Source organism: Pseudorhodoferax aquiterrae, from assembly GCF_014652235.1.
GTDB lineage: Bacteria > Pseudomonadota > Gammaproteobacteria > Burkholderiales > Burkholderiaceae_C > Pseudorhodoferax > Pseudorhodoferax aquiterrae.
In genome coordinates this window covers 1-23,928 of the sequence record NZ_BMYK01000004.1, presented here as the reverse complement: position 1 = coordinate 23,928, position 23,928 = coordinate 1, and the positions used below count along the sequence as shown (strand labels likewise).

General features: G+C 71.5%; 25 protein-coding genes. 10 read left to right on the top strand and 15 right to left on the bottom strand.

The window, feature by feature from the left end; genetic code table 11:
• Nucleotides 1-24 precede the first annotated feature (24 nt).
• Together IE209_RS08040 and IE209_RS08035 are read right to left on the bottom strand one after the other, a co-directional pair.
• Complete coding sequence (locus IE209_RS08040; RefSeq protein WP_189686449.1) at nt 25-1,578, bottom strand: class I adenylate-forming enzyme family protein; 1,554 nt, start codon at nt 1,576-1,578, stop codon at nt 25-27.
• Between the two features lie 152 nt (nt 1,579-1,730).
• Complete coding sequence (locus IE209_RS08035) at nt 1,731-2,210, bottom strand: acyl-CoA thioesterase (RefSeq protein WP_145552119.1); 480 nt, start codon at nt 2,208-2,210, stop codon at nt 1,731-1,733.
• A gap of 172 nt (nt 2,211-2,382) precedes the next feature.
• Between IE209_RS08035 and IE209_RS08030 the strand changes: the two genes are divergently transcribed.
• A complete protein-coding gene (locus IE209_RS08030; protein WP_189686448.1) occupies nt 2,383-2,550 on the top strand; it encodes a hypothetical protein in 168 nt (55 codons plus the stop codon).
• A 3-nt stretch (nt 2,551-2,553) separates the two neighbouring features.
• Here IE209_RS08030 and IE209_RS08025 read toward each other — a convergent pair whose 3' ends face one another.
• Nucleotides 2,554-4,230 carry an FMN-binding glutamate synthase family protein gene (locus IE209_RS08025; RefSeq protein ID WP_189686447.1) on the bottom strand — a complete coding sequence of 559 codons (1,677 nt, stop codon included), beginning with the start codon at nt 4,228-4,230 and terminating at the stop codon, nt 2,554-2,556.
• A 106-nt stretch (nt 4,231-4,336) separates the two neighbouring features.
• Between IE209_RS08025 and IE209_RS08020 the strand changes: the two genes are divergently transcribed.
• Nucleotides 4,337-5,632 (top strand): hypothetical protein, encoded by a 1,296-nt coding sequence (locus tag IE209_RS08020; protein WP_189686446.1) that lies wholly within the window; start codon nt 4,337-4,339, stop codon nt 5,630-5,632.
• Nucleotides 5,633-5,641: 9 nt separating this feature from the next.
• Here IE209_RS08020 and IE209_RS08015 read toward each other — a convergent pair whose 3' ends face one another.
• Nucleotides 5,642-6,511: a class I SAM-dependent methyltransferase gene (locus tag IE209_RS08015; RefSeq protein ID WP_189686445.1), complete on the bottom strand. Its 870-nt coding sequence runs from the start codon at nt 6,509-6,511 to the stop codon at nt 5,642-5,644.
• Between the two features lie 56 nt (nt 6,512-6,567).
• Here IE209_RS08015 and IE209_RS08010 point away from each other — a divergent pair, with 56 nt between their 5' ends.
• From IE209_RS08010 to IE209_RS08000, 3 genes are read left to right on the top strand one after another with little or no spacing between them, the layout of a single operon-like run.
• On the top strand, nt 6,568-6,915 hold the full coding sequence (locus IE209_RS08010; protein ID WP_229882741.1) for a helix-hairpin-helix domain-containing protein: 348 nt from the start codon (nt 6,568-6,570) through the stop codon (nt 6,913-6,915).
• A gap of 2 nt (nt 6,916-6,917) precedes the next feature.
• Complete coding sequence (locus IE209_RS08005; protein WP_189686444.1) at nt 6,918-7,730, top strand: aminoglycoside adenylyltransferase family protein; 813 nt, start codon at nt 6,918-6,920, stop codon at nt 7,728-7,730.
• On the top strand, nt 7,727-8,098 hold the full coding sequence (locus IE209_RS08000; protein ID WP_189686443.1) for a nuclear transport factor 2 family protein: 372 nt from the start codon (nt 7,727-7,729) through the stop codon (nt 8,096-8,098). Before IE209_RS08005 ends, IE209_RS08000 begins: the two co-directional genes overlap by 4 nt.
• 249 nt (nt 8,099-8,347) lie before the next feature.
• Here the strand turns inward: IE209_RS08000 and hmpA are convergent, their stop codons facing one another.
• Nucleotides 8,348-9,535, bottom strand: a complete 1,188-nt coding sequence (gene hmpA / locus IE209_RS07995) for an NO-inducible flavohemoprotein (RefSeq protein WP_189686442.1) — start codon at nt 9,533-9,535, stop codon at nt 8,348-8,350.
• Between the two features lie 143 nt (nt 9,536-9,678).
• Between hmpA and norR the strand changes: the two genes are divergently transcribed.
• Nucleotides 9,679-11,271 carry a nitric oxide reductase transcriptional regulator NorR gene (gene norR / locus IE209_RS07990; RefSeq protein WP_189686847.1) on the top strand — a complete coding sequence of 531 codons (1,593 nt, stop codon included), beginning with the start codon at nt 9,679-9,681 and terminating at the stop codon, nt 11,269-11,271.
• Here the strand turns inward: norR and IE209_RS07985 are convergent, their stop codons facing one another.
• Both IE209_RS07985 and IE209_RS07980 read right to left on the bottom strand, forming a co-directional pair.
• Nucleotides 11,272-13,284 carry a bifunctional 2',3'-cyclic-nucleotide 2'-phosphodiesterase/3'-nucleotidase gene (locus IE209_RS07985; protein WP_189686846.1) on the bottom strand — a complete coding sequence of 671 codons (2,013 nt, stop codon included), beginning with the start codon at nt 13,282-13,284 and terminating at the stop codon, nt 11,272-11,274.
• A gap of 110 nt (nt 13,285-13,394) precedes the next feature.
• Complete coding sequence (locus IE209_RS07980) at nt 13,395-14,210, bottom strand: M48 family metallopeptidase (protein WP_229882740.1); 816 nt, start codon at nt 14,208-14,210, stop codon at nt 13,395-13,397.
• A gap of 50 nt (nt 14,211-14,260) precedes the next feature.
• Here IE209_RS07980 and IE209_RS07975 point away from each other — a divergent pair, with 50 nt between their 5' ends.
• The 3 genes from IE209_RS07975 to IE209_RS07965 all read left to right on the top strand — a co-directional run bounded on the left by IE209_RS07975 (nt 14,261) and on the right by IE209_RS07965 (nt 17,690).
• On the top strand, nt 14,261-15,622 hold the full coding sequence (locus IE209_RS07975; RefSeq protein WP_189686440.1) for an AmpG family muropeptide MFS transporter: 1,362 nt from the start codon (nt 14,261-14,263) through the stop codon (nt 15,620-15,622).
• 90 nt (nt 15,623-15,712) lie between these two features.
• Nucleotides 15,713-16,423 (top strand): response regulator, encoded by a 711-nt coding sequence (locus IE209_RS07970; protein WP_189686439.1) that lies wholly within the window; start codon nt 15,713-15,715, stop codon nt 16,421-16,423.
• Nucleotides 16,398-17,690 carry a sensor histidine kinase gene (locus IE209_RS07965; protein ID WP_189686438.1) on the top strand — a complete coding sequence of 431 codons (1,293 nt, stop codon included), beginning with the start codon at nt 16,398-16,400 and terminating at the stop codon, nt 17,688-17,690. The genes IE209_RS07970 and IE209_RS07965 overlap by 26 nt, the downstream gene beginning before the upstream one ends.
• On the opposite strand, the gene IE209_RS07960 is transcribed toward IE209_RS07965, so the two are convergent.
• From IE209_RS07960 to IE209_RS07925, 8 genes are all read right to left on the bottom strand, one after another.
• Entirely contained in the window at nt 17,687-18,007 is a 321-nt protein-coding gene (locus tag IE209_RS07960) for a hypothetical protein (protein WP_189686437.1), read from the bottom strand. The genes IE209_RS07965 and IE209_RS07960 overlap by 4 nt on opposite strands.
• A gap of 30 nt (nt 18,008-18,037) precedes the next feature.
• Complete coding sequence (locus IE209_RS07955; RefSeq protein ID WP_189686436.1) at nt 18,038-18,520, bottom strand: VOC family protein; 483 nt, start codon at nt 18,518-18,520, stop codon at nt 18,038-18,040.
• Nucleotides 18,521-18,707: 187 nt separating this feature from the next.
• Complete coding sequence (locus tag IE209_RS07950) at nt 18,708-19,685, bottom strand: Bug family tripartite tricarboxylate transporter substrate binding protein (RefSeq protein WP_189686435.1); 978 nt, start codon at nt 19,683-19,685, stop codon at nt 18,708-18,710.
• Between the two features lie 302 nt (nt 19,686-19,987).
• Complete coding sequence (locus IE209_RS07945; protein WP_189686434.1) at nt 19,988-21,016, bottom strand: NAD(P)H-dependent flavin oxidoreductase; 1,029 nt, start codon at nt 21,014-21,016, stop codon at nt 19,988-19,990.
• Between the two features lie 20 nt (nt 21,017-21,036).
• Nucleotides 21,037-22,062, bottom strand: a complete 1,026-nt coding sequence (gene waaF, locus IE209_RS07940; protein WP_268245951.1) for a lipopolysaccharide heptosyltransferase II — start codon at nt 22,060-22,062, stop codon at nt 21,037-21,039.
• Nucleotides 22,037-22,246 (bottom strand): zinc-finger domain-containing protein, encoded by a 210-nt coding sequence (locus IE209_RS07935; RefSeq protein ID WP_189686433.1) that lies wholly within the window; start codon nt 22,244-22,246, stop codon nt 22,037-22,039. The genes waaF and IE209_RS07935 overlap by 26 nt, the downstream gene beginning before the upstream one ends.
• Complete coding sequence (locus tag IE209_RS07930; RefSeq protein WP_189686432.1) at nt 22,243-23,187, bottom strand: branched-chain amino acid transaminase; 945 nt, start codon at nt 23,185-23,187, stop codon at nt 22,243-22,245. The genes IE209_RS07935 and IE209_RS07930 overlap by 4 nt, the downstream gene beginning before the upstream one ends.
• 53 nt (nt 23,188-23,240) lie before the next feature.
• Nucleotides 23,241-23,669, bottom strand: a complete 429-nt coding sequence (locus tag IE209_RS07925) for a glycerate kinase (protein ID WP_189686431.1) — start codon at nt 23,667-23,669, stop codon at nt 23,241-23,243.
• 46 nt (nt 23,670-23,715) lie between these two features.
• Between IE209_RS07925 and IE209_RS07920 the strand changes: the two genes are divergently transcribed.
• Entirely contained in the window at nt 23,716-23,880 is a 165-nt protein-coding gene (locus tag IE209_RS07920) for a hypothetical protein (protein ID WP_189686430.1), read from the top strand.
• Nucleotides 23,881-23,928 lie beyond the last annotated feature (48 nt).

The window sequence follows — 23,928 nt, the reverse complement described above, 5'->3', positions numbered from 1 at the left end:
CGATCTCCTTGGATGATGGGGGGCTCACAGCAGCGGCGGCACGGCGGCCTGCGCCGGCTGACAAGCCATGGTTTTCAGAACGTTCTTGAGCACCTTGCCCGTGGGCGCGGCCGGCAGCGCCGGCAGGACGCGGATCTCGCTGGGCAGCTTGTAGGGCGACAGCTGCTCGCGCAGGTGACGGCGCAGGCCGTCCTCGTCCAGCGCGGCGCCGCCCCGGGTCTCGACGAAGGCGACCACTTCTTCGTTGTGGTCCACGCTGCGCCCGACCACGGCGGATTGCACGACCTGCGGGAAGGCGTTGATCGCCTGCTCCACCTCGACCGGGTAGACATTGAAGCCCGAGCGGATGATGAGTTCGCGCGTGCGGCCGGCGATGTGCAGCGCGCCGTCGTCGGTGCGGCGCGCCAGGTCGCCGGTGTTGAACCAGCCCTGGCCATCGACGGCGGCCTGCGTCTGCACCGGATTGCGGTAGTAGCCGCGCATCACGTTGGGGCCGCGCACGTGCAGCTCGCCGACCTCGCCCGGCGCCACGGGCTGGCCGTTGCGGTCCAGCAGGCGCACCTGCACGCCGGGCACCGGCGGGCCCACGGCGCAGTCGGCGCGCGGCGCATCGACGGGTGTCTGCGCCACCGTGGGCGCGGTTTCGGTCAGGCCGTAACCGTTGTGCAGCGGCAGGCCGAAGAAGCGCTCCACCTCGGCCTTCAGGCTGGTGGTCAGCGGCGAGCCCGACACGCCGATGAAACGCAGCCGCGGCGCCGCCAGCGGCCGGCCCTGGCGCTGCTCCAGCAGCCGCGCGAACATGGCCGGCACGCCCATGAACACGGTGGCGCCCTGCTGCTCCAGTGCAGCGGCCAACGCCTGCGGCGTGAAGCGCGGCTCCAGCAGCAGCGCCGCGCCGCTGGCCATGCTGCCCAGGAACTGGATCGACAGGCCCACCACATGCGCCATCGGCAGCACCCCGTACAGCAGGTCGCCGGGGCCGAAGCGCCGCTGCGTGCGCAGCGTGTGGGCCGCGAACAGCAGGTTGGCATGGCTCAGCATCACGCCCTTGGGCGCGCCCGAGGTGCCGGAGGTGTAGATCATGGCCGCCACCTGCTCGCTGGCCGCGGCGGCGCACGGTTCCGGCTGCGTGCCGGCGTCCAGCGGGCCGAGCAGCAAGCCCTGCAGGCCGGGCCAGTCCACAGCGGCGGCGCCATGCCGCTCTGCGTGGCGGGCCGCATCGGCCGAGACATGGGCCGTGTAGAGCACGCGCCGCGCGCCGGCGTGGGCGATGAACGCGTCGATCTCGCGCGGCGACAGGCGCGCGTTGACGGTGGCCGGCCAGGCGTCCAGCCGGCTCAGCGCGAGCACCAGCACGCACAGGGCCACGCAGTTCTCGCCGACCAGCAGCACGCGGTCGCCGGCGCGCACACCGGCGGCCTGCAGCGCTGCGGCCGCGGCCTGCCCGGCCTGGTCGAGCGCGGCATAGTCCAGCGCGGCGTGGGCGTCGCGCACGGCCGGCGCATCGGGCTGCGACAGCACCCAGGGGTCCAGCAGTTCATGGATGCGCCGGGGCGGCGCCGTGGTCGGGTGGGTCACGCCTGTCTCCTGTGCGGAACGCGTGGCAGCGTTCTCTGCGCAGGATGGTATGGCGCAAGCTGGACCCGCGGCCCCTGCGGCCGGCCCGCGCGGCCAACTCCAAAACTGCACTGCGGAACGGCCGCCCTGCAGCGCAGTGGCCCCGGACGTGTTCAGGCCGTGCGGATGTCCTGCGCGCGCTTGGCCAGCTCGTGCCGCAGCTGCTTGCGCTCGAGCGCCTGGGCGTGGCGGCGGCGTTCGTCGGGCGAGAACGGGCGCAGCGGCGCCACGGCCACCGGCTTGCGGTCCTCGTCCACCGCCACCATGGTGAAGAAGCAGCTGTTCACATGGCGCGAGGCCTGGGTGCGGATGTTCTCGGCGATCACCTTGATGCCGATCTCCATCGACGAGGTGCCCGTGTAGTTGACCGAGGCCAGGAAGGTCACGAGCTCGCCCACCAGGATGGGCTCGCGGAACATGACCTGGTCCACCGACAGCGTGACCACGTAGCAGCCCGAATAGCGCGCCGCGCAGGCATAGGCCACCTGGTCCAGCAGCTTCAGAATGGTGCCGCCGTGCACGTTGCCCGAGAAGTTGGCCGTGTCGGGTGTCATGAGCACGGTCATCGTGAGCTGGTGGGCAGGCATGTCCAAGGTGGTTCTCCGTTCGCTGGGGCGTCGATTGTCCGTGAAACACCACGCGAAACCCGTGCCATGCCGGGCCCGGCGTCGGCCGGCGACTACACACGATCGCGGTCGCGTAGGGGCGACAGGCCGGCCAGGCGGCACGAAGCTCTACGCCTGTGCCACGAACCGGAGACCCACCATGCCCGACACCCGCCAGGCCGCACCGCCGATGAAGGACGAGCCCGAACCCACCGCCGAAGAATCCGTGCCCAGCGACGGCAAGGACCGCGAGGGCGAAAAGATGATGGAAGAGCTGGGCCGCGACAAGCCAGGCAAGCCGCTGGCGCCCGAGCGCGAGAAGACCTGAGCCTCACACCGCGGCCGCGTGCAGCCCCTCCTTGAGCGGCTGGAAGCTGTCGGCCGTGGCGATCGGCCAGTAGTAGCGGAACACGTTGTGCAGGCCGTCCACCGGCCCCAGCAGCGCGCCTGGGGCCACGCGCGTGATCAGGTTGGACAGCAGCCGCACCTCGGTGTCGGAGATGCGGCGCACGATGTGGTGGGCCGTGATCTGCTGCGGATGCTCCAGGCCGGCGGCCTGCACGAGCTCCTGCAGCGCATGCAGCGTGCTGCGGTGGAAGTTGTGCACGCGCTCGGCCTTGGCCGGGACCACCAGCGCCTGCTGGCGCAGCGGGTCCTGGGTGGTCACGCCCGTGGGGCAGTGGCCGGTGTGGCAGGCCTGGGCCTGGATGCAACCCAGCGCCATCATGAAACCGCGCGCCGAATTGCACCAGTCCGCCCCCAGCGCCATCATGCGCGCCACGTCGAAGGCCGTGATCACCTTGCCGGCGCAGCCGATCTTGATGCGCTGGCGCAGGTTCACGCCGACCAGCGTGTTGTGCACCATCAGCAGACCCTCCTGCAGCGGCGCGCCTACGTGGTCGCTGAACTCCACGGGCGCCGCGCCCGTTCCGCCCTCGGCACCGTCGACGACGATGAAGTCCGGCGTGATGCCGGTCTGCAGCATGGCCTTGACGATGGCGAACCATTCCCAGGGATGACCCAGGCAGAACTTGAAGCCCACGGGCTTGCCGCCCGACAGGCGCCGCAGCTCGGCGATGAAGCGCATCATCTGGAGCGGCGTGCCGAAGGCGCTGTGTGAAGACGGCGAGATGCAATCGATGCCTACCGGCACGCCGCGCGCCGCGGCGATCTCGGGCGTCACCTTGGGGCCGGGCAGCACGCCGCCGTGGCCGGGCTTGGCGCCCTGGCTGATCTTGATCTCGATCATCTTGACCTGCGGATCGGTGGCGTTGGCCACGAAGCGCTCGGGGCTGAAGCTGCCGTCCTCGTTGCGGCAGCCGAAGTAGCCCGAGCCGATCTCCCAGATCAGGTCGCCGCCATGCTGGCGGTGGTACTGCGAGATCGAGCCCTCGCCCGTGTCGTGCGCGAAGCCGCCGAGCCTGGCGCCGCGGTTCAGCGCCTGGATGGCATTGGCCGACAGCGCGCCGAAGCTCATGGCCGAGATGTTGAACACACTGGCGCTGTAGGGCTGGGTGCAGGGGTGGGCATGGGCCGGGCCAGCGGTGTCGCCGATCTGCACCCGGAAGTCGTGGCCGGCCAGCCGCGTCGGCCGCATGGAGTGGTTGATCCACTCGTAGCCCAGAAGGCTCACGTCCAGGTGGGTGCCGAAGGGTCGGTTGTCCGGGTCGCCCTTGGCACGCTGGTAGACCAGCGAGCGCTGCGCGCGCGAGAACGGCGCGGCCTCGGCGTCGCTCTCGATGAAGTACTGGCGGATCTCGGGCCGGATGAACTCCAGCAGGAAGCGCATGTGGCCGATCACCGGGTAGTTGCGCAGGATGGCGTGGCGCGTCTGGCGCAGGTCGTGCACGCCGGTGCCGCTGAGGCCGGCGAACACCAGCAGCGCCAGCCAGGCCGGCCAGGCCGTGAGCAGCAGCGCCACCGCGACGGCGCTGGCCACGAGGCCGGCCACGCACAGCGCGAAGCTGCTGTAACGCAAAGGAAAGAGGGAGGGCGAGGTCGGTCGCATGGTGCTCTGTGATGGTTGTTGTGGGGGCCGCAGCGGGCGCAGTGAACCATGATCGCAGCCGCCGGACAAGCCGGGATGACACCGCCCCATGCCGTAGCATCGACCGATGCGTTTCCTTGCCAAGAGCCTCGCCGCCCTGCTGCTGTCTGCCGCCGTGATCCTGCCGCTGGGCGTGGTCGGTCTGCTGGTGCTGGCCTGGTACTGCACCGACCACCAGCCCAGCGTGGTGCGCCTGGCCGTGACCACGCCGGCCGACTTGGCGCGCGCGCTGCGGCTGGCCGAACGCAACGACCCGCGCAAGGCCGCGCCGGGCGTGCTGCGCACCATCACGCTGACCCCCGAGGAACTGGACCTGCTGCTGCCGCACCTGGCCGCGCAGCTGGCCCGCGGCCAGGCCGTGGCCGAGCTGCAGGACGGCCGGGCGCGCGTGCAGCTGAGCCTGCCGCTGCCCAGCAGCCCGTTCGGCTCCTGGCTCAACGTACAGGGGCAGCTGGTGCAGACCGAGGGCCTGCCGCGGGTGCAGGCGCTGCGCCTGGGCCGGCTGGAGCTGCCGCAGGCCGTGTCCGACTGGCTGCTCGCGCGCGGGCTGGCCTGGCTGCAGCAGAACCCGGGGCTCGGCACCGCGGCCGATGCGGTGCAGCGCGTGCAGATCACGCCGCAGGCCCTGAGCGTGGTCTACGCCTGGCACGACGGCCTGCCCGGCCCGCTGCAGGCCGCCCTGCTGCCGCCCGAGGAGGTGCAGCGCCTGCGCGCCCAGCAGCAGCGGCTGGCGCAGCTGGTGCAGGCACCGCAGCCGCAGGGCCTGGCCCTGCACGAACTGCTGCAGCCGCTGCTGGCCCTGGCCGCCGAACGCGCGGGCGGCGCCAAGGCCACGCCCGAGGCGCGCGCGCAGGAGCAGCGCGCCGCGCTGCTGGTGCTGGCCTTCTATGTCAACGGCAAGGGGCTGCAGGCTATCGCGCCGGCCGCGGCCGACGGTCCCTCACCACGGCCGCAGCGCGTGCACCTGGCCGGCCGCGGCGACCTGGCCCAGCACTTCAGCGTGTCGGCCGCGCTGGCCGCCGTGGCCGGCACGCCGCTGGCCGACGCGGTCGGGCTCTACAAGGAGCTGGACGACGCGGGCGCGGGCGGCAGCGGCTTCTCGTTCGTGGACTTCGCGGCGGACCGGGCCGGCGCGCGCCTGGGGGCGCTGGCGGTCGGGCCGGCCGCGGCCCAGGAGCGGCTGCAGCGCCGCGTGGCCGCGGGCCTGACCGAACAGGACCTGCTGCCTAGCGTGCGCGACCTGCCGGAGTTCCTGCCGCAGGCCCAGTTCCACAAGCGTTACGGCGAACCCGGCAGCCGGGCCTACAAGCGCATGCAGGCCGACATCGAACGGCGCATCGGCACGCTGGCCCTGTACCGCTGAACCGGCCCGCTACATCGCGCTGGGCAAGCCGCCCAGCCGCAGGAACAGCGCCAGCTGGCGCACGTCGGCCTTGCGCGCCGGCGGCAGCGCGCGAAAGCGCTGCTGCAGCTGCGGCGCGACGCTGGCCGGGCCCATGGCCACGGGGCTGCGCAGCACCACCGTGAACGGGCTCACGGCCGTGGCGTAGATCTGCGCGCGGCCGGCCAGGTGGCGCTGCGCCACGCGCTGGAAATCCTGCAGCGTGAAGGCCGCGTGCAGCGAGTGGATGTAGTCGTCGATCAGCGCGGGGCTCTCGCCGGCGGCGGCGCGGCTCACGAAGTAGCGGATCGACTCGGCGCTGCGCAGGCGGCCGAAGTCGTTGAAGTAGACCGTGCCCTGCGGCTTGAGCACGCGCGCCACCTGGGCGAAGGCGCGGTCCAGCGCGTCCTCATCCGGCAGGTGGTGGAAGGCCATGGAGGAGACGGCCAGGTCGATGCTCTGGTCGGCGATGCCGGACAGCAGGGTCATGTCCTCGCACTGCAGCGCGGCATTGGCGATGCCGCGCGCGCGGAAAGCCTGGGCCGCGCGCTCCAGCATGGGCTGCGACAGGTCGGCACCGATGAAACGGGCGCCGGGGTTCAGCTCGGCCAGCTGGCCGAGCAGGTTGCCGGGGCCGCAGCCCAGGTCCAGCACCGTGCCGCCGGGCGGCACCATGCGGCACATCTGCGCCAGGTGGTAGAGGTAGGCGCCCGACAGCGCGCCGTTCTCGCGGCCGCCGTTGGCATAGGCGGCCACGGCGTCCTCCTCCTCCATGGCCTGGCTGGGCTCGGGCGTGCGGGCCAGGGGCTCGCGCAAGGTCAACTCCCGGATCACGGTCTTGAGAAGTTCTGGCATGAACATGGCGGGCCTCCGGTCGCTGTGGGGTGGCGGATGTTGTTTGACGACCGGGGCGCATTGTGCTGCAGCGAGCCCAGCGGGCGCTGACCAAGGTGCTGTTCACCGCTCTGCGTGACGGACGCGCTATCCTCGCCAGCCATCCCAAGGCAACCGCCCGCATGCCCTTTCCGCTTTCAGAACGCCAGGCCCTGCTCGCCGTGAAGGGCATCGGCCCCACCGTGGTCTTCCGCCTGGAGCAGCTTGGCTTCGAATCGCTGGCACACCTCGCCAAGGCCAATGCGCTGGACATCGTGACCAGCGCGGCGTCGCTGCTCGGCTCCAGCTGCTGGAAGAACAGTCCGCAGGCACGGGCGGCGATCCAGGCGGCCATCGCGCTCGCCCAGGCACGGGCCGGAGATGCGCGCTGACCATGGCCATCGACAGCGCACCCGACACCATCGCAGCCCAGCTCGCCGGCGTGCTGGCCCTGCTGCAGCGCCAGCTCGGTGAACAGTTGCGCGCCGTGCACCTCTACGGCTCGGCGGTCGACGGCGGGCTGCAGCCTGGCAGCGACATCGACCTCATGGTGAGCGTGGCCGCGCCACTGCCGCCCGAGGTGCGCAACGCGCTGCTGCAGGCGCTGCTGGCGCATTCGGCCTGGCCCGGCAGCTCCGCCGAATTGCGGGCGCTCGAGGTGACCGTCGTCGCCCTGCCCGCGCTGCGGCCCTGGCGCTACCCGCCACGGCGCGAACTGCAGTTCGGCGAATGGCTGCGCGCCGACCTGCAGGCCGGGCGTTTCGAGCCGCCCATGGCCGACCACGACCTGGCCATCCTCCTCACCAAGCTGCGCCAGCACAGCCTGGCCTTGCGGGGCCCTCCGGCACAGGACTTGTTCGAGCCGGTGCCCGCCGCCGACTTCCGGCGCGCGCTGGCCGACACGGTGGCGCAGTGGAACGCTCCGCCCGACTGGCAGGGCGAGGAGCGCAACATCCTGCTGGCCCTGGCCCGGATCTGGTTCAGCGCCTGCACAGGCGGCATTGCCAGCAAGGACGATGCCGCCGCCTGGGCCGCGGACCGCCTGCCCGCGCAGCACCGCGCGTGCATGCAGGCCGCGGCCCTGGCCTACCGCAGCGGCCAGGACGGCGCGCAGGCCTGGCGGCCCGAGCAGGTCGCCGCCACCATCCTGTTCTGCAAACACGCCATCGTGCGCGAACTCGCACGCACACCGGTCCCGCCGGCATGACCGCCCTGCTCGGCGCACTCCAGGCGCTCGAAACCGAGCTGCACCATCCCGGCCGACCCTGCACGTCCGAGCGGCTGGAGCAACTGCTGCATGCCGACTTCCACGAGATCGGCCGCTCGGGCCGTGCGTACGACCGCGCCACCGTGCTGGCCTGGCTTGTGGGCCAGGCGCAGCGGCCCGATGTGGTGTCGGACGGTTTTCGCGTGGAAGGCTTGTCGCCGGAGACCGCGCTGCTGCACTTTCGCTCCGTGCAGCGCCAGGCGGGCCACCCCGCGCAGCACACGCTGCGCATGTCGCTGTGGGTGCAGACCGCGGCCGGCTGGCAGTTGCGCTACCACCAGGGCACGCCGGCCGCCGCGCCCTGGTAGCGCATGCGCTCCGCCGCGCCGGCGCTCAGAACGTGTGAATGAACCGATCGCGCCCACGACGGGGCGCGGCGGGCCGCAGGCGTAGGCGCGGGCCGCAGCCCGGGCTCGTGCCCGGGCAAGGACCGCAACGCCCGCATGCGGCCTGGCGCGCCCCGGCCCGAAGGGCGAGGCCCCTGGCGCGACGGTCATGATGGAAACAGGTGCTCATTGGGGGCCTCGCGTGGGTGTGAGCGGTTCGTTCACACGTTCTCAGGCCAGGGCGGAGGCCGGCCCGAAGAACTCGTAGCGGCTCTGCTCGGGCGGCACGCCCAGCGCCTGCAGGTCGCGTCGCAGCTGGGCCATGAAGGGCTTGGGCCCCAGGAAGTAGGCGTCGAGGTCGCGGTCCGCGGGCAGCCAGTCGGCCAGCCGCGCGCGGTCGAGCCGGCCGATGGCATGCGGTGCGGGCCCGGCACCGGCAGGCTCGTCATGGCAGTAGAACACCTGCAAACGCGGATGCCGCGCGGCCTGCGCATCCACATGGGCGCGGAAGGCATGCACGTCGGCATTGCGCGCGCAGTGGATGAAGTGCACGGGTCGCCGGCCCGGCGCGGCCAGCGCGGCATCCAGCATGGCCAGGGTGGGCGTGATGCCGACACCGCCGCTGATCAGCACCAGCGGCTTGCCGCTGTCGGCCAGCGTGAACTCGCCGGCCGGCGGGAACACGTCGAGCAGATCACCCTCCTGCACCCGGTCGTGCAGATGGTTGGAGGCCACGCCGCCCGGCTCCCGCTTGACGCTGATGCGGTACCGCCGGCCGTCGGGCGCGGCCGACAGCGAGTAGTTGCGGCGGATCTCCTGGCCGTCCACCACCAGCCGCAGGCCCAGGAACTGGCCGGGCTTGAAGTCCAGCAGCGGTCCGCCATCGGCGGGCACCAAGTGGAAGGACGTGATCTCGGCGCTCTCGCGCTGCTTGCCCGCCACGCGGAAGGCACGCGCGCCGCGCCAGCCGCCGGGGGCCTGGGCGTTGTCGGCATAGACCGCGGCCTCGGCGCCGATCAACAGGTCGGCCAGCTGGCCATAGGCTTTCGCCCAGGCTTCGATCACGGCATCGGTGGCGATCTCGGCGCCCAGCACCTCGCGGATCGCGCGCAGCAGGCTGTCGCCGACCAGCGGGTAATGCGCGGGCAGCACCTGCAGCGCCACGTGCTTTTGCACGATCTGCTGCGCCAGCGGCCCCAGGGCTTCGAGCCGGTCGATGTTCTTCGCGTACATCAGCACGCCATGGGCCAGCGCCCGGGGTTGGTCGCCACTGGCCTGGTGGGCCTGGTTGAACAGCGGCCGCACCTCGGGGTGGTCGCGGAACAGGCCCTTGTAGAAGTGCGTGGTCAGCGCCTCGCCGCCGGTTTCCAGCAGGGGCACGGTGCTCTTGACGATGTCGCGTTGCGCAGGGGTCAGCATGAGGGACTCTCTTGGTGAATGACATGCGGGCATAGGCAGCCTCCGTGCCAGGGACAAACCCCTGATGCCACAACATCTTGCCGCACTTGCAGTCAAAATGACCCTTGCCAAAGACCAGTCCGATGGACCTCTTTCGGGACATGATGACTCCCCAATCCCTGCTTGCCGCCATGCTGCCGCTGGTGGCCGACCTGGCGCGCCAGATCCCGCCGTCCGAACGCTACCGGCGCCTGCTCGATGCCGTGCGCCGCCTGCTGCCCGCCGATGCCGTGGCGCTGCTGCGCCTGGATGGCGACGCGCTGGTGCCGCTGGCCGTGGACGGCCTGGCGCCCGACACGCTGGGCCGGCGCTTTCTGGTCGGGCAACACCCCCGCCTGCAGGCGCTGCTGCAGGCCCAGGGCCCGCTGCGCTTCGCGCCCGATTGCGGCCTGCCCGACCCTTACGACGGCCTGGTCGAACATGTGCACGGCCACCTGCCCGTGCACGACTGTATGGGCTGCGCGCTGCGCGTGCAGGACCGGCCCTGGGGCCTCATGACGCTGGACGCGTTGGCGCTGTCGCGCTTCGACGGCGTGGACATGGTGGCGCTGCAAAGCCTGGCCGACCTGGCCGCCGCCACCGTGGCCGCGGCCGAGCGCATGGACGACCTGGCGCTGCGCGCCGAAGACGCCCAGCGCCGCGCCGAGCAGTACCGCCGCGCGGCCGGCAGCACGCCCGCGCGCCGGCTGGTGGGCCGCAGCGCCGCCCACCGCGCTCTGCTGCGCGAGATCGCGCTGGTCGGCCCGAGCGACCTCACCGTGCTCGTGGGCGGCGAGACCGGCGTGGGCAAGGAACTGGTGGTGCAGGCGCTGCATGCGGCCTCGCCGCGCGCGGGCCGCCCGCTCGTGAGCCTGAACTGCGCGGCCCTGCCCGAAACCCTGGTCGAGAGCGAGCTGTTCGGCCATGTGCGCGGCGCCTTCTCGGGCGCCGTGGCCGAGCGCCAGGGCAAGTTCGAGCTGGCCGACGGCGGCACGCTGTTCCTCGACGAGGTCGGCGAGCTGCCGCTGGCGGTGCAGGCCAAGCTCCTGCGCGTGCTGCAGAACGGCCAGCTGCAACGGCTGGGCTCGGACCGCGAGCACCGCGTGGACGTGCGCCTGGTCGCCGCCACCAACCGCGACCTGGCGGCCGAGGTGCGCGCCGGCCGCTTCCGCGCCGACCTGTACCACCGGCTCGGCGCCTACCCGCTGCAGGTGCCGCCGCTGCGCGAACGCGGCCGCGACGTGCTGCTGCTGGCCGGCGCCTTCCTCGAGGAGCAGCGCGCCAGCCTGGGGCTGGGCAATGTGCGGCTGGACGCGGAAGCGCAACAGGCCCTGCTGGCCCATGCCTGGCCCGGCAACGTGCGCGAGCTCGAACATGTGCTGGCGCGCGCGGCACTGCGCGCGCTGGGCCGCCACGCGCAGCGGCCGCGCGTGCTGAGCGTGGGCGCCGGCGATCTCGGCCTGGCCGCGCCGCCGCAGGCGCTGGCGGTGGCGGTGGCGCCCATGCCCGCGCTGCTGCCCGATGCCACCGTGCCGCTGCGCCAGCGCGTGCAGGCCTTCGAGCGCCAGGCCATCGAACAGGCGCTGGCCGCCCATGCCGGCAACTGGGCCGCCGCTGCCCGAGCGCTCGCGGTGGACCGCGCCAACCTCGTGCGGCTCGCGCGCCGGCTGGGCCTGGCCGTGCCGGCGCGCAACGGCCGGCGCGCGCCGACGGGCTGATCAGCGCGACAGGTCGATCGCGTACTTCGACAAGCCCTTGCCCGCGCCGTCGTCGGCCGCCACCAGCGCGATGTTGGACAGGCCCGCGGCCTGCGCCACCGGCAGCGCGTTCGGCGCACTGCTGAACACCACGGGACCGGCCGTCGCCACGGGCGTGAAGCGCCAGCTGCGTGCCGCCCCATGGCTGGCACGCGTGACCGTCGGGTTGGCCCGGATGTGGGCGATCAGCACGTCGCGGTTGGCGTCGGGCGAGGCCCAGATGGTGGCCGAGCCGTCCAGCTTGGGAATGAAGCCCGCGCCGCTGGTGGCGCGGTAGTTGTTGGTCGCGATCACGAACTCCTGCGCCGGATCGATCGGCTGGCCCAGGTAGGTGAGGTTCCTGATGCGGCTGCCCTGGGCCTGCGTCACGTCGATCTCGTACTGGATGTCCGGCGTCGTGAACATGTCGAAGTTGTAGCCCGGGAACGTGCTGATCAGCGCCTGCTCGCTGGTGGCGGCCGGGTCGATGCGGTTGAAGCGGCGCGCCGCGGCCTCCAGCCACTGGCGGATGTCGGCCCCGTTGACCTTCACGGCGTAGACCGTGTTGGGGTAGAGGTAGAGGTCGGCCGCGTTGTAGATGGCCAGGTTGCCGGCAGCCACGTCGGTGTAGTCGCCGGCTCCCTGGAAGCCGGACTTGAACGGCGCGCTGACCGACAGCACCGGCAGGCTCGCGTACTGCGGCAGGTTGGCCTGGATGTAGGCCGCGACGTAGCGCTGCTGGGCTTCGTTCACGATCTGGATCGCGCCCGGGTCGCCGACGTCGGCGAACAGCGTGCTCATGCGGAAGTCGGTGCTGCCGATGGGCTGCTGCACGTAGGCGATGGTGGCCTGGTGCGGCGCCTCGACCAGCGGCGCGATGCTGGGGTCCGCGGCCACGTACTGGGCCGGGCTGGCTTGCGTTTGCGTGTTGCGCAACTCGCTCCTGGCGGCGGCCTTGTCCACGCTCCAGCGCTGGCCGTCCCAGCGCAGCGCAAGCTGGATCACGCCCAGCGCCTTGCCCCAGGAACTGGGCATCACGGCCGGCACGCCCTGCACGGTGCCGGCGGTGTTGTCCACGCCGGCCTGGGTGTAGGCCGGGCGCGCGCCGCGGTCGGGGAACACGCCGTGCTGGTGGCCCATGACCAGCGCGTCGATGCCGGCCACCTTCGCCAGATGCAGGCCGGGGTTCTCCATGCTCGGGGCGTAGGGGGCCGCGTCCATGCCGCCGTGCAGCAGCGCGACGACGACGTCGGCTCCCTTGGTACGCAGCTCGGGGATGGTGCGCGTGGCGGCCTCGACGGCGCCCTCGACGCTGAGCTTGCCTTCCAGGAAGCGCTTGTCCCAGTTCAGGATGCCGGGCGTGGTGAAGCCGACCACGCCGATCTTGAGCGGCAGCGCCACCGCCGTGCCATCGGCGCGCCTGGCCTGCACCGTGCGCTCCAGCACCGCATAGGGCTGCACCAGCGGCTGGCCGGATTTGCTGCTCCTGACGTTGGCCAACACCATCGCGAAGCCCGGGCCCGCGCACTTCAGCGATGCATCGACACCGTCGACGTCCATGCCGCCGCCCAGCACCTGGTTCAGGAACGGCAGGCCGTAGTTGAACTCGTGGTTGCCGAGCGTGCCGGCGTCGTACTGCAGCGCGCCCATGGCCTTGTACATGGCGTGCTGCTGCGTGCAGGGGATCGGGTTGACGACGGCCTCGTAGTCGGCCAGCGCCGTGCCCTGGATGGTGTCGCCGTTGTCCACCAGCAGCGTGTTGGCGAACTCGCTGCGCGCCTGGCGCACCAGCGTGGCCGTGCGCTCGAAACCGTAGGACGGATCGGCCGCGAGCTTGAAGTAGTCGTAGCTGCGGACGTTGTCGTGCAGGTCCGTCGTGGCCAGCACGGCCAGGGTGGCCTGGGCCGGCTGCGCCGCGGGGGCCTCGGGAGCCGGGCCGTCGCTGCCGCCGCAGGCGGCCAGCAGGGCCAGGACACCAGCGCTGCACCAGGCCATGGCGAAGGGGACGGGACGGAAATTGGAGGTGGGATGGGGTGTGGTCACCCCCGGATTCTTGGAAGCCGTCTTGACGGCCTCATGACGGGGTGTGACGGCACGTTACACCGTCAGCCGCCTTGTTTCGCGCGCTCGTACAAGGGCATGACCTTGGGCAGGTTGCGCTCGATGCCCGCGATGCGCGTGTTGCCGGAGGGGTGGGTGCTGAGCCACTGCGGCGGCGCGCCCTGGGCGGCCGCGTTCATCTTCTGCCACAGCGTGACGGCGGCACGCGGGTCGTAGCCGGCGCGCGCAGCCAGCTCCAGGCCCACGAGGTCGGCCTCGGTCTCGTTCTCGCGCGAGAAGGACAGGCTCAGCAGCTGGGCACCGCCGCCGATCACCTGCTGGCCGATCGCGCCCACGCCCAGCACCTGGGCCAGCACGTTGGCGCCCAGGCTGGTGGCGGCGTTCTTGCCGGCGCGCTCGCGGGCGTGCTCGCGCAGCGCATGCGCGATCTCGTGGCCCATCACGGCCGCGACCTCGTCGTCGCTGAGCTTGAGCTGGTTCAGGATGCCCGTGTAGAAGGCGATCTTGCCGCCCGGCATGCACCAGGCGTTGACCTGCTTGCTGCCGATCAGGTTGACCTCCCACTTCCAGTCCTTGGCGCGCGGGTTCCAGTCGATCGCGTGCGGAATGATGCGCTCGGCGATCGCGCGCAGGCGCTGCAGCTGCGGGTTGTTGGCGGGCGCCAGCGCGTTCTGCTGGGCCGCCTCGCGCAGCACCTGGCGGTACTGCTGCAGCGCGGTGGCCTCCATCTGCTCGGCCGAGACCAGGCCGGTGAAGACCGAGTTCTGGCCGACGTTGACCCCCTCGCGCTGCGCCAGCGCCGGGGTGCTCAGCAGGGCGCCGGCCAGGCCGAGCGCGACGAGGGTCTTCAAGGGCTTCATCGGGTGCTTCGCGCGGCCTGTGACAGAAGGCCGCCACGTATTATTCCCAGATGACATCCCGCCCGGCAAAGCCCGCAGAACTCGAGGTCGCACCGGCCCCCGCCGCACCGCCCAAGCCTTCCTGGGGCCAGACCCTGCGCGTCTACCTCGAGCCGGCCACGCTGCGCATGCTGGCGCTGGGCTTCTCGGCCGGGCTGCCGCTGCTGCTGGTGCTGGGCACGCTGAGCTTTCGTCTGCGCGGCGCCGGCATCGACCGCACCACCATCGGTTACCTGAGCTGGGTCGGCCTGGCCTATGGCTTCAAGTGGGTCTGGGCGCCGCTGGTCGACCGGCTGCCGCTGCCGCTGCTGACGGCCTGGCTGGGCCGGCGCCGCAGCTGGCTGCTGCTGTCGCAGGGCATGGTCGTGGCCGGCCTGGTGGGCATGGCGCTGGCGGATCCGCGCGGCGGGCTGCAGGCGCTGGTCTGGTGCGCGCTGCTGGTGGCCTTCGGCTCGGCCACCCAGGACATCGCACTGGATGCCTTCCGCATCGAATCGGCCGCCACCGACAAGCAGGCCGCGTTGGCTGCCGCCTACCAGACCGGCTACCGGCTGGCCATGATCTGGGCCGGCGCCGGCGTGCTCTGGATCGTGGCCGGCGTGCGCGTGCAGGCCCAGGGCTACGAGAACCCGGCCTGGACCACGGCCTACCTGGCCATGGCTGCCAGCATGGCCGTCGGCGTGCTGACCGTGCTGCTCTCGCGCGAGCCGGCGCCGCGCGCCTTCCGGCCCGCGCGCAGCCCGGACGAGTGGCTGCAGCAGACGCTGGTCGAGCCCTTCGCCGATTTCTTCCGCCGCTACGGCTGGCAGGCGGCGCAGATCCTCGCCCTGATCGCCGTCTACCGCATCAGCGACGTGGTGATGGGCATCATGGCCAACCCCTTCTACGTGGACATGGGCTTTTCCGAAGCCGAGGTGGCCACCGTGAGCAAGGTCTACGGCGTGGTCATGACGCTGGTGGGCGCCTTCGTCGGCGGCGCGCTGGCCATGCGCCTGGGCGTGCTGCGCGTGCTGATGCTGGGTGCGGTGCTGAGCGCGGCCAGCAACCTGCTGTTCGCGTGGATGGCCGGCCGCGGCCACGATCTCGCGGCGCTCACGCTGGTGGTCTCGGCCGACAACCTGGCCGGCGGCATCGCCTCGGCCGCCTTCATCGCCTACCTGTCGAGCCTGACCAACGTGCAGTACTCCGCCACGCAGTACGCGCTGTTCAGCTCGCTGATGCTGCTCTTGCCCAAATTCATCGCGGGCTTTTCGGGCCAGTACGTCGATGCCTTCGGCTACACCAGCTTCTTCACGGGCACGGCGCTTCTGGGCGTGCCCGTGCTGGCGCTGGTCTGGCTGGTCGGTCGGCGGCTGCCCGCCCTGCCGCGCTGACCGCCTTTTACTTAACTTTACGGCGGTGACACCACAGGGCGGCGCGTGTGCCGCACCATGGCGCCTCCCCTGCCTGCACAGAAGAACACCATGAGCACTCCTTTGCTGATGATCGAGGACGACACCCGGCTGGCCCAGATGGTGGGCGCCTACCTGGGCCAGTCCGGCTTCGCGGTGGAGCACCAGGCCACGGCCACCGAGGGGCTGGCGCGGCTGCAGCAGCCCGGCGGCCTGCCCGAGCTCGTGATCCTGGACCTGATGCTGCCCGACATGGACGGCCTGGAGGTCTGCCGCCGCATCCGCGCCGCCCAGGGCGAGATGGCGCGCGTGCCGGTGCTCATGCTGACGGCCAAGGGCGACCCGCTGGACCGCATCATCGGCCTGGAGCTGGGCGCCGACGACTACCTGCCCAAGCCCTTCGAGCCGCGCGAACTGCTGGCGCGCATCCGCGCCGTGCTGCGCCGGCGCAGCGAGGGTGCGCCCGTGGCCAGCCAGGTGCTGCGCTTCGGTTCGCTGGAGATCGACCGCGATGCACGCAGCGTGACCGTGGCCGGCCAGCCCTGCGAGCTGACGGCCTACCAGTTCGACCTGCTGGTCACGCTGGCCGAGCGCGCCGGCCGCGTGCTGAGCCGCGACCAGATCATGGAGGCCGTGCGCGGGCGCGAGCTCGAAGCCTTCGACCGCTCGATCGACGTGCACATGGGGCGCATCCGCGCGGCCATCGAGGCCGACCCCAAGAATCCCAAGCGCATCGTGACGGTGCGCGGCGCCGGCTATGTCTTCGCCAAGCAGCAGGACTGAGCGACCGGGCTCCGAGGCGCCGCCGCGGCGCCTGCCCGGCGTGCTGCAGCGCCTGTACGTGCGCATCTGGCTGTCGGTGCTGGCCGCCGTGGCCGTGCTCATGCTGCTGCTGGGCTGGGTCTGGCGCATCACGACCGACCCGCCGGCGCGCACGGTGGTCGTACAGAACATGGCCGGCGAGGTGATCGGCCAGGGCGCCTGGCGCGGCATGCGCGGGCCGGACGGGCAGGTGCCCGCGCATGCCGACGGCGAGAACACGCCGCCCGACCCGGACACCGTGGCCAAGTACGCGCAGCTCAAGAGCGGTCCGGAGTTCATGGTGCGCATGCGCGACGGGCAGGAGCTCGTGATCCACATGCCGCGCCCGCCGCGTTCCATCTGGGGCCGTCCGCCGGATGGCTTCCTGTGGGTGCTGGGCATGGTGGGCATCGGCTGCGCGCTGGTCATGTACCCGGTGGCGCGCCGGCTCACGCGGCGGCTCGAACGGCTGCAGAGCGGCGTGGAGCGCTGGGGCGCGGGCGACCTGTCGGCGCGCGTGCCGGTGGCGGGCGACGACGAGGTCGGCTTCCTGGCGCAGCGCTTCAACAGCGCGGCCGAACGCATCGAGCAGCTCATGCGCGCGCAGAAGTCCCTGCTGGCCAATGCCTCGCACGAGCTGCGCTCGCCGCTGGCACGCATCCGCATGGGGCTGGAACTCATGGGCACGGCGCCCACGCCCGCCATCCGCGACGAGATCAGCCGCAACATCGCCGAGCTCGACCAGCTCGTCGACGAAATCCTGCTGGCCAGCCGGCTCGATGCGCGCGAGGCCGACATGGGCACCGTCGAAGAGGTGGACTGGACCGGCCTCACGGCGGAGGAATGCGCGCGGCTGGACGTGGCCTTCGAGGCCGCTGCCGCCGATGGCAGCGATGCCGCGCCCGTGCAGGTGCGCGGCGTGCCCAAGCTGTTGCGCCGCGCCGTGCGCAACCTGCTGGAGAACGCGCGCCGCTACGGCCGCGGCGAGGTCAGCGCGAGCCTGCAGCACGACGGCCGCCAGGCCGTGCTGCGCGTGTTCGACCGCGGGCCCGGCGTGCCGCCGGCGCTGCGCGAGCGCATCTTCGAGCCCTTCTACCGCCTGCCTGGTGCCAGCGAGAGCAACGGCGGCGTGGGTCTGGGGCTGGCGCTGGTCAAATCGATTGCCGAACGCCATGGCGGCTCGGTGCGCTGCGAGGGCCGCGAGGGCGGCGGCGCCTGCTTCGTGATCGCGCTGCCGGACGCGGTTTAAGGCGCAGCGGCCTGCAGGAAGGCCGGCTGCGGCCATTCCAGCAGTTCGGCCGTGCGCGCCACGACCCAGTTCGCCTCGGGCGGCTCGACGCCGCTGCCGTCCTGCAGCAGGCCCATCCAGCAGCGGCGCAGCACCTCTTCCTTGGAGAGGTCGTGCTTGTGCTCCAGGCTCGCGCACAGCGTGGTCATCTGCACCGCCATGTCCTCGCACAGGTCGTGGCGCGCCTCCACATGCGCGCGCGTGGCCGTGGGCCGGCCATTGGCGCTGTACAGCGCCATGAAGGCGGGCGGGATGAGGGTCTGGTTCGGATCTTCCATGGGGCGACGAGTATGCGCCAGCCGGCGGTCTCAGCCGCCGCGCCGCGCCGCCTCGATGGCGGCGACGTCGATCTTCTTCATCGTCATCATCGCCTCGAACACGCGCTTGGCCACGGCCGGATCGGGATCGGCGAAGCCTTCCAGAAGCACGCGCGGCGTGATCTGCCAAGACAGGCCCCAGCGGTCCTTGCACCAACCGCACTCGCTCTCCTGGCCACCGTTGCCGACGATGGCGTTCCACAGCCGGTCGGTCTCGGCCTGGTCGTCGGTCGCGATCTGGAAGGAGAAGGCCTCGCTGTGCTTGAACGCGGCGCCGCCATTGAGACCCACGCAGGGGATGCCGGCCACCGTGAACTCCACGGTCAGCACGTCGCCCTGCTTGCCCGCGGGGTAGTCGCCCGGTGCGCGATGCACGGCGCCGACCGCGCTGTCGGGAAACGTTTGGGCGTAGAAGGTGGCGGCGGCTTCGGCATCCTTGTCGAACCACAGGCACACGGTGTTCTTGGGCTGCATGCGCGTCTCCTGGCGTGGACGAAAGCTGCCATCTTGGCAGCAAGCGGGCGCCAGTTCCATCGGCGCGACGTATGCAAAAGCAACAGCAAGCGGCCTTCCTCTGGAACACCATGCCCCGCCTGCGGCCCGGCACGCCCCGGCCCGGTCCAGGGCCTCGCGTGGGTGCGAGCGGTGCGTGCACCGGTTCTCAGCTCAGCTTGATGCCCGCGCCCTTGACCGCCTGGCCGAGCACGGTCACCTGCTCCTTCACCAGGCCGTTGAACATCGCGACCGTCTCGGGTCGGGCAACGATGCCCAGCTCGCCGAGCTTCTTCTGGATCTCGGGCATGACCAGCACCTCGTTGCACGCGGTGTTCAGGCGCGCGACCAGATCGGCCGGCAGCCGGGCCGGGCCGGACAGGCCGAAGAAGTTCTCCAGCACCAGAGTGGGCCGCTGCAGCTCCACGATGGTGGGCACGTCCGGCATCAGCGGCGAGCGCTGCGTGCCCGTCACCGCCAGCGGCACCAGCTGCCCGCTCTTGAAGAAGGGCACATAGGCAGTGATCACGTCGATGCCCACCGCAATGGTGCCCGCGATGAGGTCGGTGGTCATGGGCGCGCCGCCACGGTAGGGCACGTGCACCATGTTCAGGCCTGCCGTCTTCTTGAGCAGCTCGCCATGGATGTGGCCGATGGACCCCGGGCCGCCCGAACCGAAGTCCATCTGGGCCTTCTTCGCGGCTGCCTCGAACTCGGCATAGCTCTTCAGGCCCGACGGCTTGCTGGCCATGATGACCAGCGGCGCCGCGCCCAGGTAGGCGATGTGCGTGAAGGCCGCCACCGGGTCGTAGGGCTGCTTTTCCATCGTGAACGGACCGAGCGCGATGGGCGTCGTGTTCGACAGCATCAGCGTGTACCCGTCGGCCGGCGCGCCGGCCACCGATGCACCACCGATGGTCCCGCCCGCACCAGGCCGGTTGTCGACCACCACCGGCTGCCCGAGCTTCTTGGCCAGTTGCTCGGCCATCAGCCGCGCCAGCACGTCGCTGGAGCCGCCCGGCGGGAAGGTCACCACGATCTTGATGGGCTTGTCGGGCCACTGCGCGCGGGCCGGCAGCGCGGCGGCCGCCGTGCCGGCGCAGAGCCATTGCAGCGCGCTGCGCCGGGTGGGTTGGAAGGGGGCCATGGCGTCCTCTCGTCGGGAATGACGGGCAGCGATAGCAATAAGCGCGCCCGCGGGCGCATGCGCCACAGGGCCGCGAGCGCGCAATGCGGCTCCAGGATGGCCGGGCGGGCCCCGTCACCGCAGCGCCGCAGCGGCTGCGCTCGGACGGCTTCGCACCGAGCCCGGCCGCGCGCCGGTTCAGCGTCTGCGCGAGTGCCGGCTGCTGCGCAGGGCCAGGCGCGCGGCACCCTGCGTGGGGCTGCCGGGCTCGGTGATCGCCACCACCCGGCGCATGTGGCGGGCGTCCATGCGGAGGTGCGCGTTCAGCGCCCGGCCAGTGCGCGGGTCAAGGCGGCCGCGCTGGGCTCGTTGCAGCCGCTGCGGTTCTGGCCGGACCACAGTGAAGTGAAATCGGCTCGCCCCTGGGCTTCTGCCCTGGCCTTCAAGGGTGCCAGTGCCGCGGTCGCGGTCGGGAAGGCCGGCGCGTCCGGGCTCAGCGCGCCGAGCTCGCGCATGAGCCGGTTGACGATGCCGCGCGCAGGGCGGCCCGTGAACAGCCGCGTCAGCTCGGTCGGTGCAGCCAGGTCGCGCAGCGCGGCGCGGTGCAGCGCGCTGGTCTCGGCCTCGTCGCAGCCCAGGTAGGCCGTGCCGACCTGCACGGCCGCCGCGCCCAGCGCCAGTGCGGCTTGCACGCCGCGCGCATCGGCGATGCCACCGGCCGCCACCACGGGCACCGAGACCGCGTCGACCACCTGCGGCAACAACGCCATGGTGCCGCTCTGCAAGCCGAGGTCGTGCGACAGGAAATGCCCGCGGTGGCCGCCGGCCTCCAGGCCTTGGGCGATGACCACGTCGGCCCCGTGCTGCTGCAGCCAGACGGCTTCGGCGACGGTGGTGGCCGAGGACCAGACCTGGGCGCCGCGCGCCTTCACGCGCGCGAGCAGCTCGGGCGCCGGCAGGCCGAAGTGGAAACTGACCACGGCCGGCCGGAACTCCTCCAGCACCTCGGCCATGGCGGCCGTGAAGGGCTGGCGGCCGGCACCGGCCGGCACGCCGGCGGGGTCGATGCCGAATTCGGCGTAGTAAGGCGCCAGGCGCTCGCGCCAGCGCGACTCGGCCGCGGCGTCGGGTGCGGGCGGCTGGTGCACGAAGAAGTTGACGTTCCAGGGCCCGGTCGCGGCCGCCGCCAGTGCCTGCAGCTCGGTGCGCAGGCCGGCCGCGTCGAACATCGCCCCGGGCAGCGAGCCCAGGCCACCGGCCGCGCAAACGCTGGCCGCGAGCCGGCTGCGTTGGACGCCGGCCATGGGAGCCTGGACGATGGGCAGCTCCGTGCCCAGGAATGCATGGCGCATGGCCGTCTCCTGCAGAAAGTTCAGGCGATGGTAGCGAGCGCGGATGCAACGCGCGCAGGCCCGATGTCGACCATGCAGCGGTTGTGGCCCAGCGGGCAGGTGCGCTCGAAGCAGGGCGCGCAGTCCAGCGGCGGCTGGTAGGCTGGGTCGCGCTTGAGCCATAACACCGTGGCCGCGTCGCTGAGCGGCGGCGTGTGCTCGGGGCTCGTGGAGCCGTAGACCGCGACCTGCGGCGTGCCGAAGGCTGCTGCCACGTGCATGAGGCCCGAATCGTTGCTGACCACGCTATGGGCCGCGGCGATCAGGCCGAAGGCATCGAGCAATGCGGTCTTGCCCGCGAGGTTCGTACAGCGCTCCGGCGCAGCCTGCGCGATCTCCTCGCACAGCGCATGCTCCTTGCCCGAGCCCAGCAGCAGCACGGGCAGGGCCAGGCCGGCTGCGAGTTCGGCGTAGTGGCCGGGCGGCCAGCGCTTGGACGGGCCGAACTCCGCCCCCGGCGCAAACACGTGGTAGCCGCGCCGCGCCAGGCCATGGGCCGCGAGCACTGCATCGACCTGCGCTGGCGGCAGCAGCAGCCGCGGCCGGTCGGCCTCGGTGCCGGGCTCGCCCGCCAGGGCCGAGTAGAAGCCCACCATGGACGGGCGCTCGTCGCGCGGCGGATTGGGCAGCCGCTGCGTGAGCAGGCCGTAGCGCATCTCGCCGTGGTAGCCGACACGGCGCCGGATGCCGGCCAGGAAGGGCAGCAGCGCGCTCTTGGCCGAGTTCGGCAGCACGTAGGCGTTGTCGAAGCGGCCACGCAGCTGGCGCGCCATGGCGCGGCGCGCCTGCCACTGCAGGCCGCCGTGCTGGAACGGGAACTCGATGACCTCGGCCACCTGCGGCATGGCGCGGTAGACCGGCGCCACCCAGGGCAGCGCGCCGACGCTGAGCCGCTCACCGCGTTGGTGCAGCCGCAGCATCAGCGGCTCCGTCATCACCGCGTCGCCGATCCACTGCGGCGCGATGACGAGCGAGCGCGCCTCAGTGCGCGTGGCCGAAGACCTCACCGGCCTTGAGCTGGTAGGTGGTGCCGCAGTAGGGGCACTTGGCCGCGCCAGTCTTGGCCACGTCCAGGTAGACCTTGGGGTGGGTGTTCCACAGCTGCATGCCGGCCTTGGGGGCGGGGCAGAACACGCCACCCTGGGCGTTCAGGTCCTTGGCCAGCAGTTCGATGGTGGCGGTGGTGCTCATACGTTGGTCAGCCAGTGGGCGTACTTGGGATTGCGTCCGTTCACGATGTCGAAGAACGCGTTCTGGATTTTTTCGGTGACCGGGCCGCGCGAGCCGCTGCCCAGCTGCACGCGGTCGAGTTCGCGGATCGGCGTGACTTCGGCAGCCGTGCCCGTGAAGAAGGCTTCGTCGGCGATGTAGATCTCGTCGCGCGTGATGCGCTTCTGGACGAGCTCGATGCCGAGGTCCTTGCAGATGTGCAGCACGGTGTTGCGCGTGATGCCGTTCAGTGCGCCGGCCGACAGGTCGGGCGTGTAGACCACGCCGTCCTTGACCACGAACACGTTCTCGCCCGCGCCTTCGCTGACGAAGCCCGAGGAGTCCAGCAGCAGCGCCTCGTCGTAGCCGTCGTCCAGGGCTTCCATGTTCGCGAGGATGGAGTTGCTGTAGTTGCTGACCGCCTTGGCCTGCGTCATCGTGATGTTGACGTGGTGGCGCGTGTAGCTGGAGGTCTTCACGCGGATGCCGCGCTTCATGCCCTCTTCGCCCAGGTAGGCGCCCCAGGCCCAGGCCGCGACCATGGCGTGGATGGTGTTGCCCTTGGGGCTCACGCCCAGCTTCTGCGAACCGATCCAGACCAACGGGCGCAGGTAGCAGCTTTCCAGCTGGTTCTCGCGCACGACGTCGAGCTGGGCCTGGTTGAGCTGCTCCTGGCTGAACGGGATCTGCATGCGCAGGATCTTGGCGCTGTTGAACAGGCGCTGGGTGTGCTCCTGCAGGCGGAAGATGGCCGTGCCGTTCACCGTGTTGTAGGCGCGCACGCCCTCGAACGCGCCGCAGCCGTAGTGCAGCGTGTGCGTCAGCACGTGCACCTTCGCGTCGCGCCAGTCGACCATCTGGCCATCCATCCAGATCTTGCCGTCGCGGTCGGCCATGGAGGGCGCGGGGGGAATGAGGCTCATGGTGCGCGAATCCTTGTCTTGGGAAGCTGCCGTGGGGCGAAAAACCGCGGATTTTACGGCGCTGCCGAAGGGGCCTCGGCCGGCTCGGGCGCAGGCTCGGGCCGTGTCATCTGCCACTGGACGAGCTTGCCGCCCTGGAAGGTGCAATCGACGTAGGAGCCGCCCGCATCGGTCCAGCGGTAGACCTCGGGCTGCTCGTCCTTGGGGGTCAGGAGCTGGCCGAGCGCGCGCGTCATGGCCACCACGTGCAGCAGCGTGTGGCCGGGCTTGAGCTTGGCGTTGAGCATGACCGCGCTGCCGACGAAGCCGATGGGCCGGTCGGCCGCACGCTTCATGACCTGCATCATGCGTGTGACGTGCAGCAGCGCCCACATCGTCAGCGCCCCGCCGACCAGCACGATGCCGGGCCAGCCGTAGTTGCGGAAAGCGAAGAACAACACCGCCAGGATGGCCAGAGGGACGAGAATCTTCTTGAGTTGCATGGGGCGCGATTCTCGCCGCACGCTGTTGGCTCCCGGAGGATGCCCCATGGAACCGACGCTGTACTTCCATCCGCTTGCCTCGGACTGGTGGAAGGCATTGATCGCGCTGTACGCCAGCGGCATCGCCTTCACGCCACGCGTGGTGGACCAAGCCAAACCCTGGCTTGGGCTCTTTCCTTACCGCGAAGCGGTGCCAGCGCGCTCTCTCTAGCCCGGATCTTTCGTGAAGAAGGGGTCGGCAGCCTCGTGCCGAGGCGCG

What these genes read in the sequence shown, in the direction of transcription:
- IE209_RS07985 (WP_189686846.1), bottom strand. Translation starts at nt 13,284, where the DNA reads ATGGCCTGGTGCAGCGCTGGTGTCCTGGCCCTGCTGGCCGCCTGCGGC.
- hmpA (WP_189686442.1), bottom strand. Translation starts at nt 9,535, where the DNA reads ATGCTGACCCCTGCGCAACGCGACATCGTCAAGAGCACCGTGCCCCTG.
- IE209_RS07965 (WP_189686438.1), top strand. Translation starts at nt 16,398, where the DNA reads ATGTCTTCGCCAAGCAGCAGGACTGAGCGACCGGGCTCCGAGGCGCCG.
- IE209_RS07935 (WP_189686433.1), bottom strand. Translation starts at nt 22,246, where the DNA reads ATGAGCACCACCGCCACCATCGAACTGCTGGCCAAGGACCTGAACGCC.
- IE209_RS07970 (WP_189686439.1), top strand. Translation starts at nt 15,713, where the DNA reads ATGAGCACTCCTTTGCTGATGATCGAGGACGACACCCGGCTGGCCCAG.
- IE209_RS07920 (WP_189686430.1), top strand. Translation starts at nt 23,716, where the DNA reads ATGGAACCGACGCTGTACTTCCATCCGCTTGCCTCGGACTGGTGGAAG.
- IE209_RS08020 (WP_189686446.1), top strand. Translation starts at nt 4,337, where the DNA reads ATGCGTTTCCTTGCCAAGAGCCTCGCCGCCCTGCTGCTGTCTGCCGCC.
- IE209_RS08025 (WP_189686447.1), bottom strand. Translation starts at nt 4,230, where the DNA reads ATGCGACCGACCTCGCCCTCCCTCTTTCCTTTGCGTTACAGCAGCTTC.
- IE209_RS07925 (WP_189686431.1), bottom strand. Translation starts at nt 23,669, where the DNA reads ATGCAACTCAAGAAGATTCTCGTCCCTCTGGCCATCCTGGCGGTGTTG.
- IE209_RS08005 (WP_189686444.1), top strand. Translation starts at nt 6,918, where the DNA reads ATGGCCATCGACAGCGCACCCGACACCATCGCAGCCCAGCTCGCCGGC.
- IE209_RS07980 (WP_229882740.1), bottom strand. Translation starts at nt 14,210, where the DNA reads ATGAAGCCCTTGAAGACCCTCGTCGCGCTCGGCCTGGCCGGCGCCCTG.
- IE209_RS07960 (WP_189686437.1), bottom strand. Translation starts at nt 18,007, where the DNA reads ATGGAAGATCCGAACCAGACCCTCATCCCGCCCGCCTTCATGGCGCTG.
- IE209_RS07950 (WP_189686435.1), bottom strand. Translation starts at nt 19,685, where the DNA reads ATGGCCCCCTTCCAACCCACCCGGCGCAGCGCGCTGCAATGGCTCTGC.
- IE209_RS08000 (WP_189686443.1), top strand. Translation starts at nt 7,727, where the DNA reads ATGACCGCCCTGCTCGGCGCACTCCAGGCGCTCGAAACCGAGCTGCAC.
- IE209_RS07975 (WP_189686440.1), top strand. Translation starts at nt 14,261, where the DNA reads ATGACATCCCGCCCGGCAAAGCCCGCAGAACTCGAGGTCGCACCGGCC.
- norR (WP_189686847.1), top strand. Translation starts at nt 9,679, where the DNA reads ATGACTCCCCAATCCCTGCTTGCCGCCATGCTGCCGCTGGTGGCCGAC.
- IE209_RS08015 (WP_189686445.1), bottom strand. Translation starts at nt 6,511, where the DNA reads ATGTTCATGCCAGAACTTCTCAAGACCGTGATCCGGGAGTTGACCTTG.
- IE209_RS08030 (WP_189686448.1), top strand. Translation starts at nt 2,383, where the DNA reads ATGCCCGACACCCGCCAGGCCGCACCGCCGATGAAGGACGAGCCCGAA.
- IE209_RS07955 (WP_189686436.1), bottom strand. Translation starts at nt 18,520, where the DNA reads ATGCAGCCCAAGAACACCGTGTGCCTGTGGTTCGACAAGGATGCCGAA.
- IE209_RS07930 (WP_189686432.1), bottom strand. Translation starts at nt 23,187, where the DNA reads ATGAGCCTCATTCCCCCCGCGCCCTCCATGGCCGACCGCGACGGCAAG.
- IE209_RS07945 (WP_189686434.1), bottom strand. Translation starts at nt 21,016, where the DNA reads ATGCGCCATGCATTCCTGGGCACGGAGCTGCCCATCGTCCAGGCTCCC.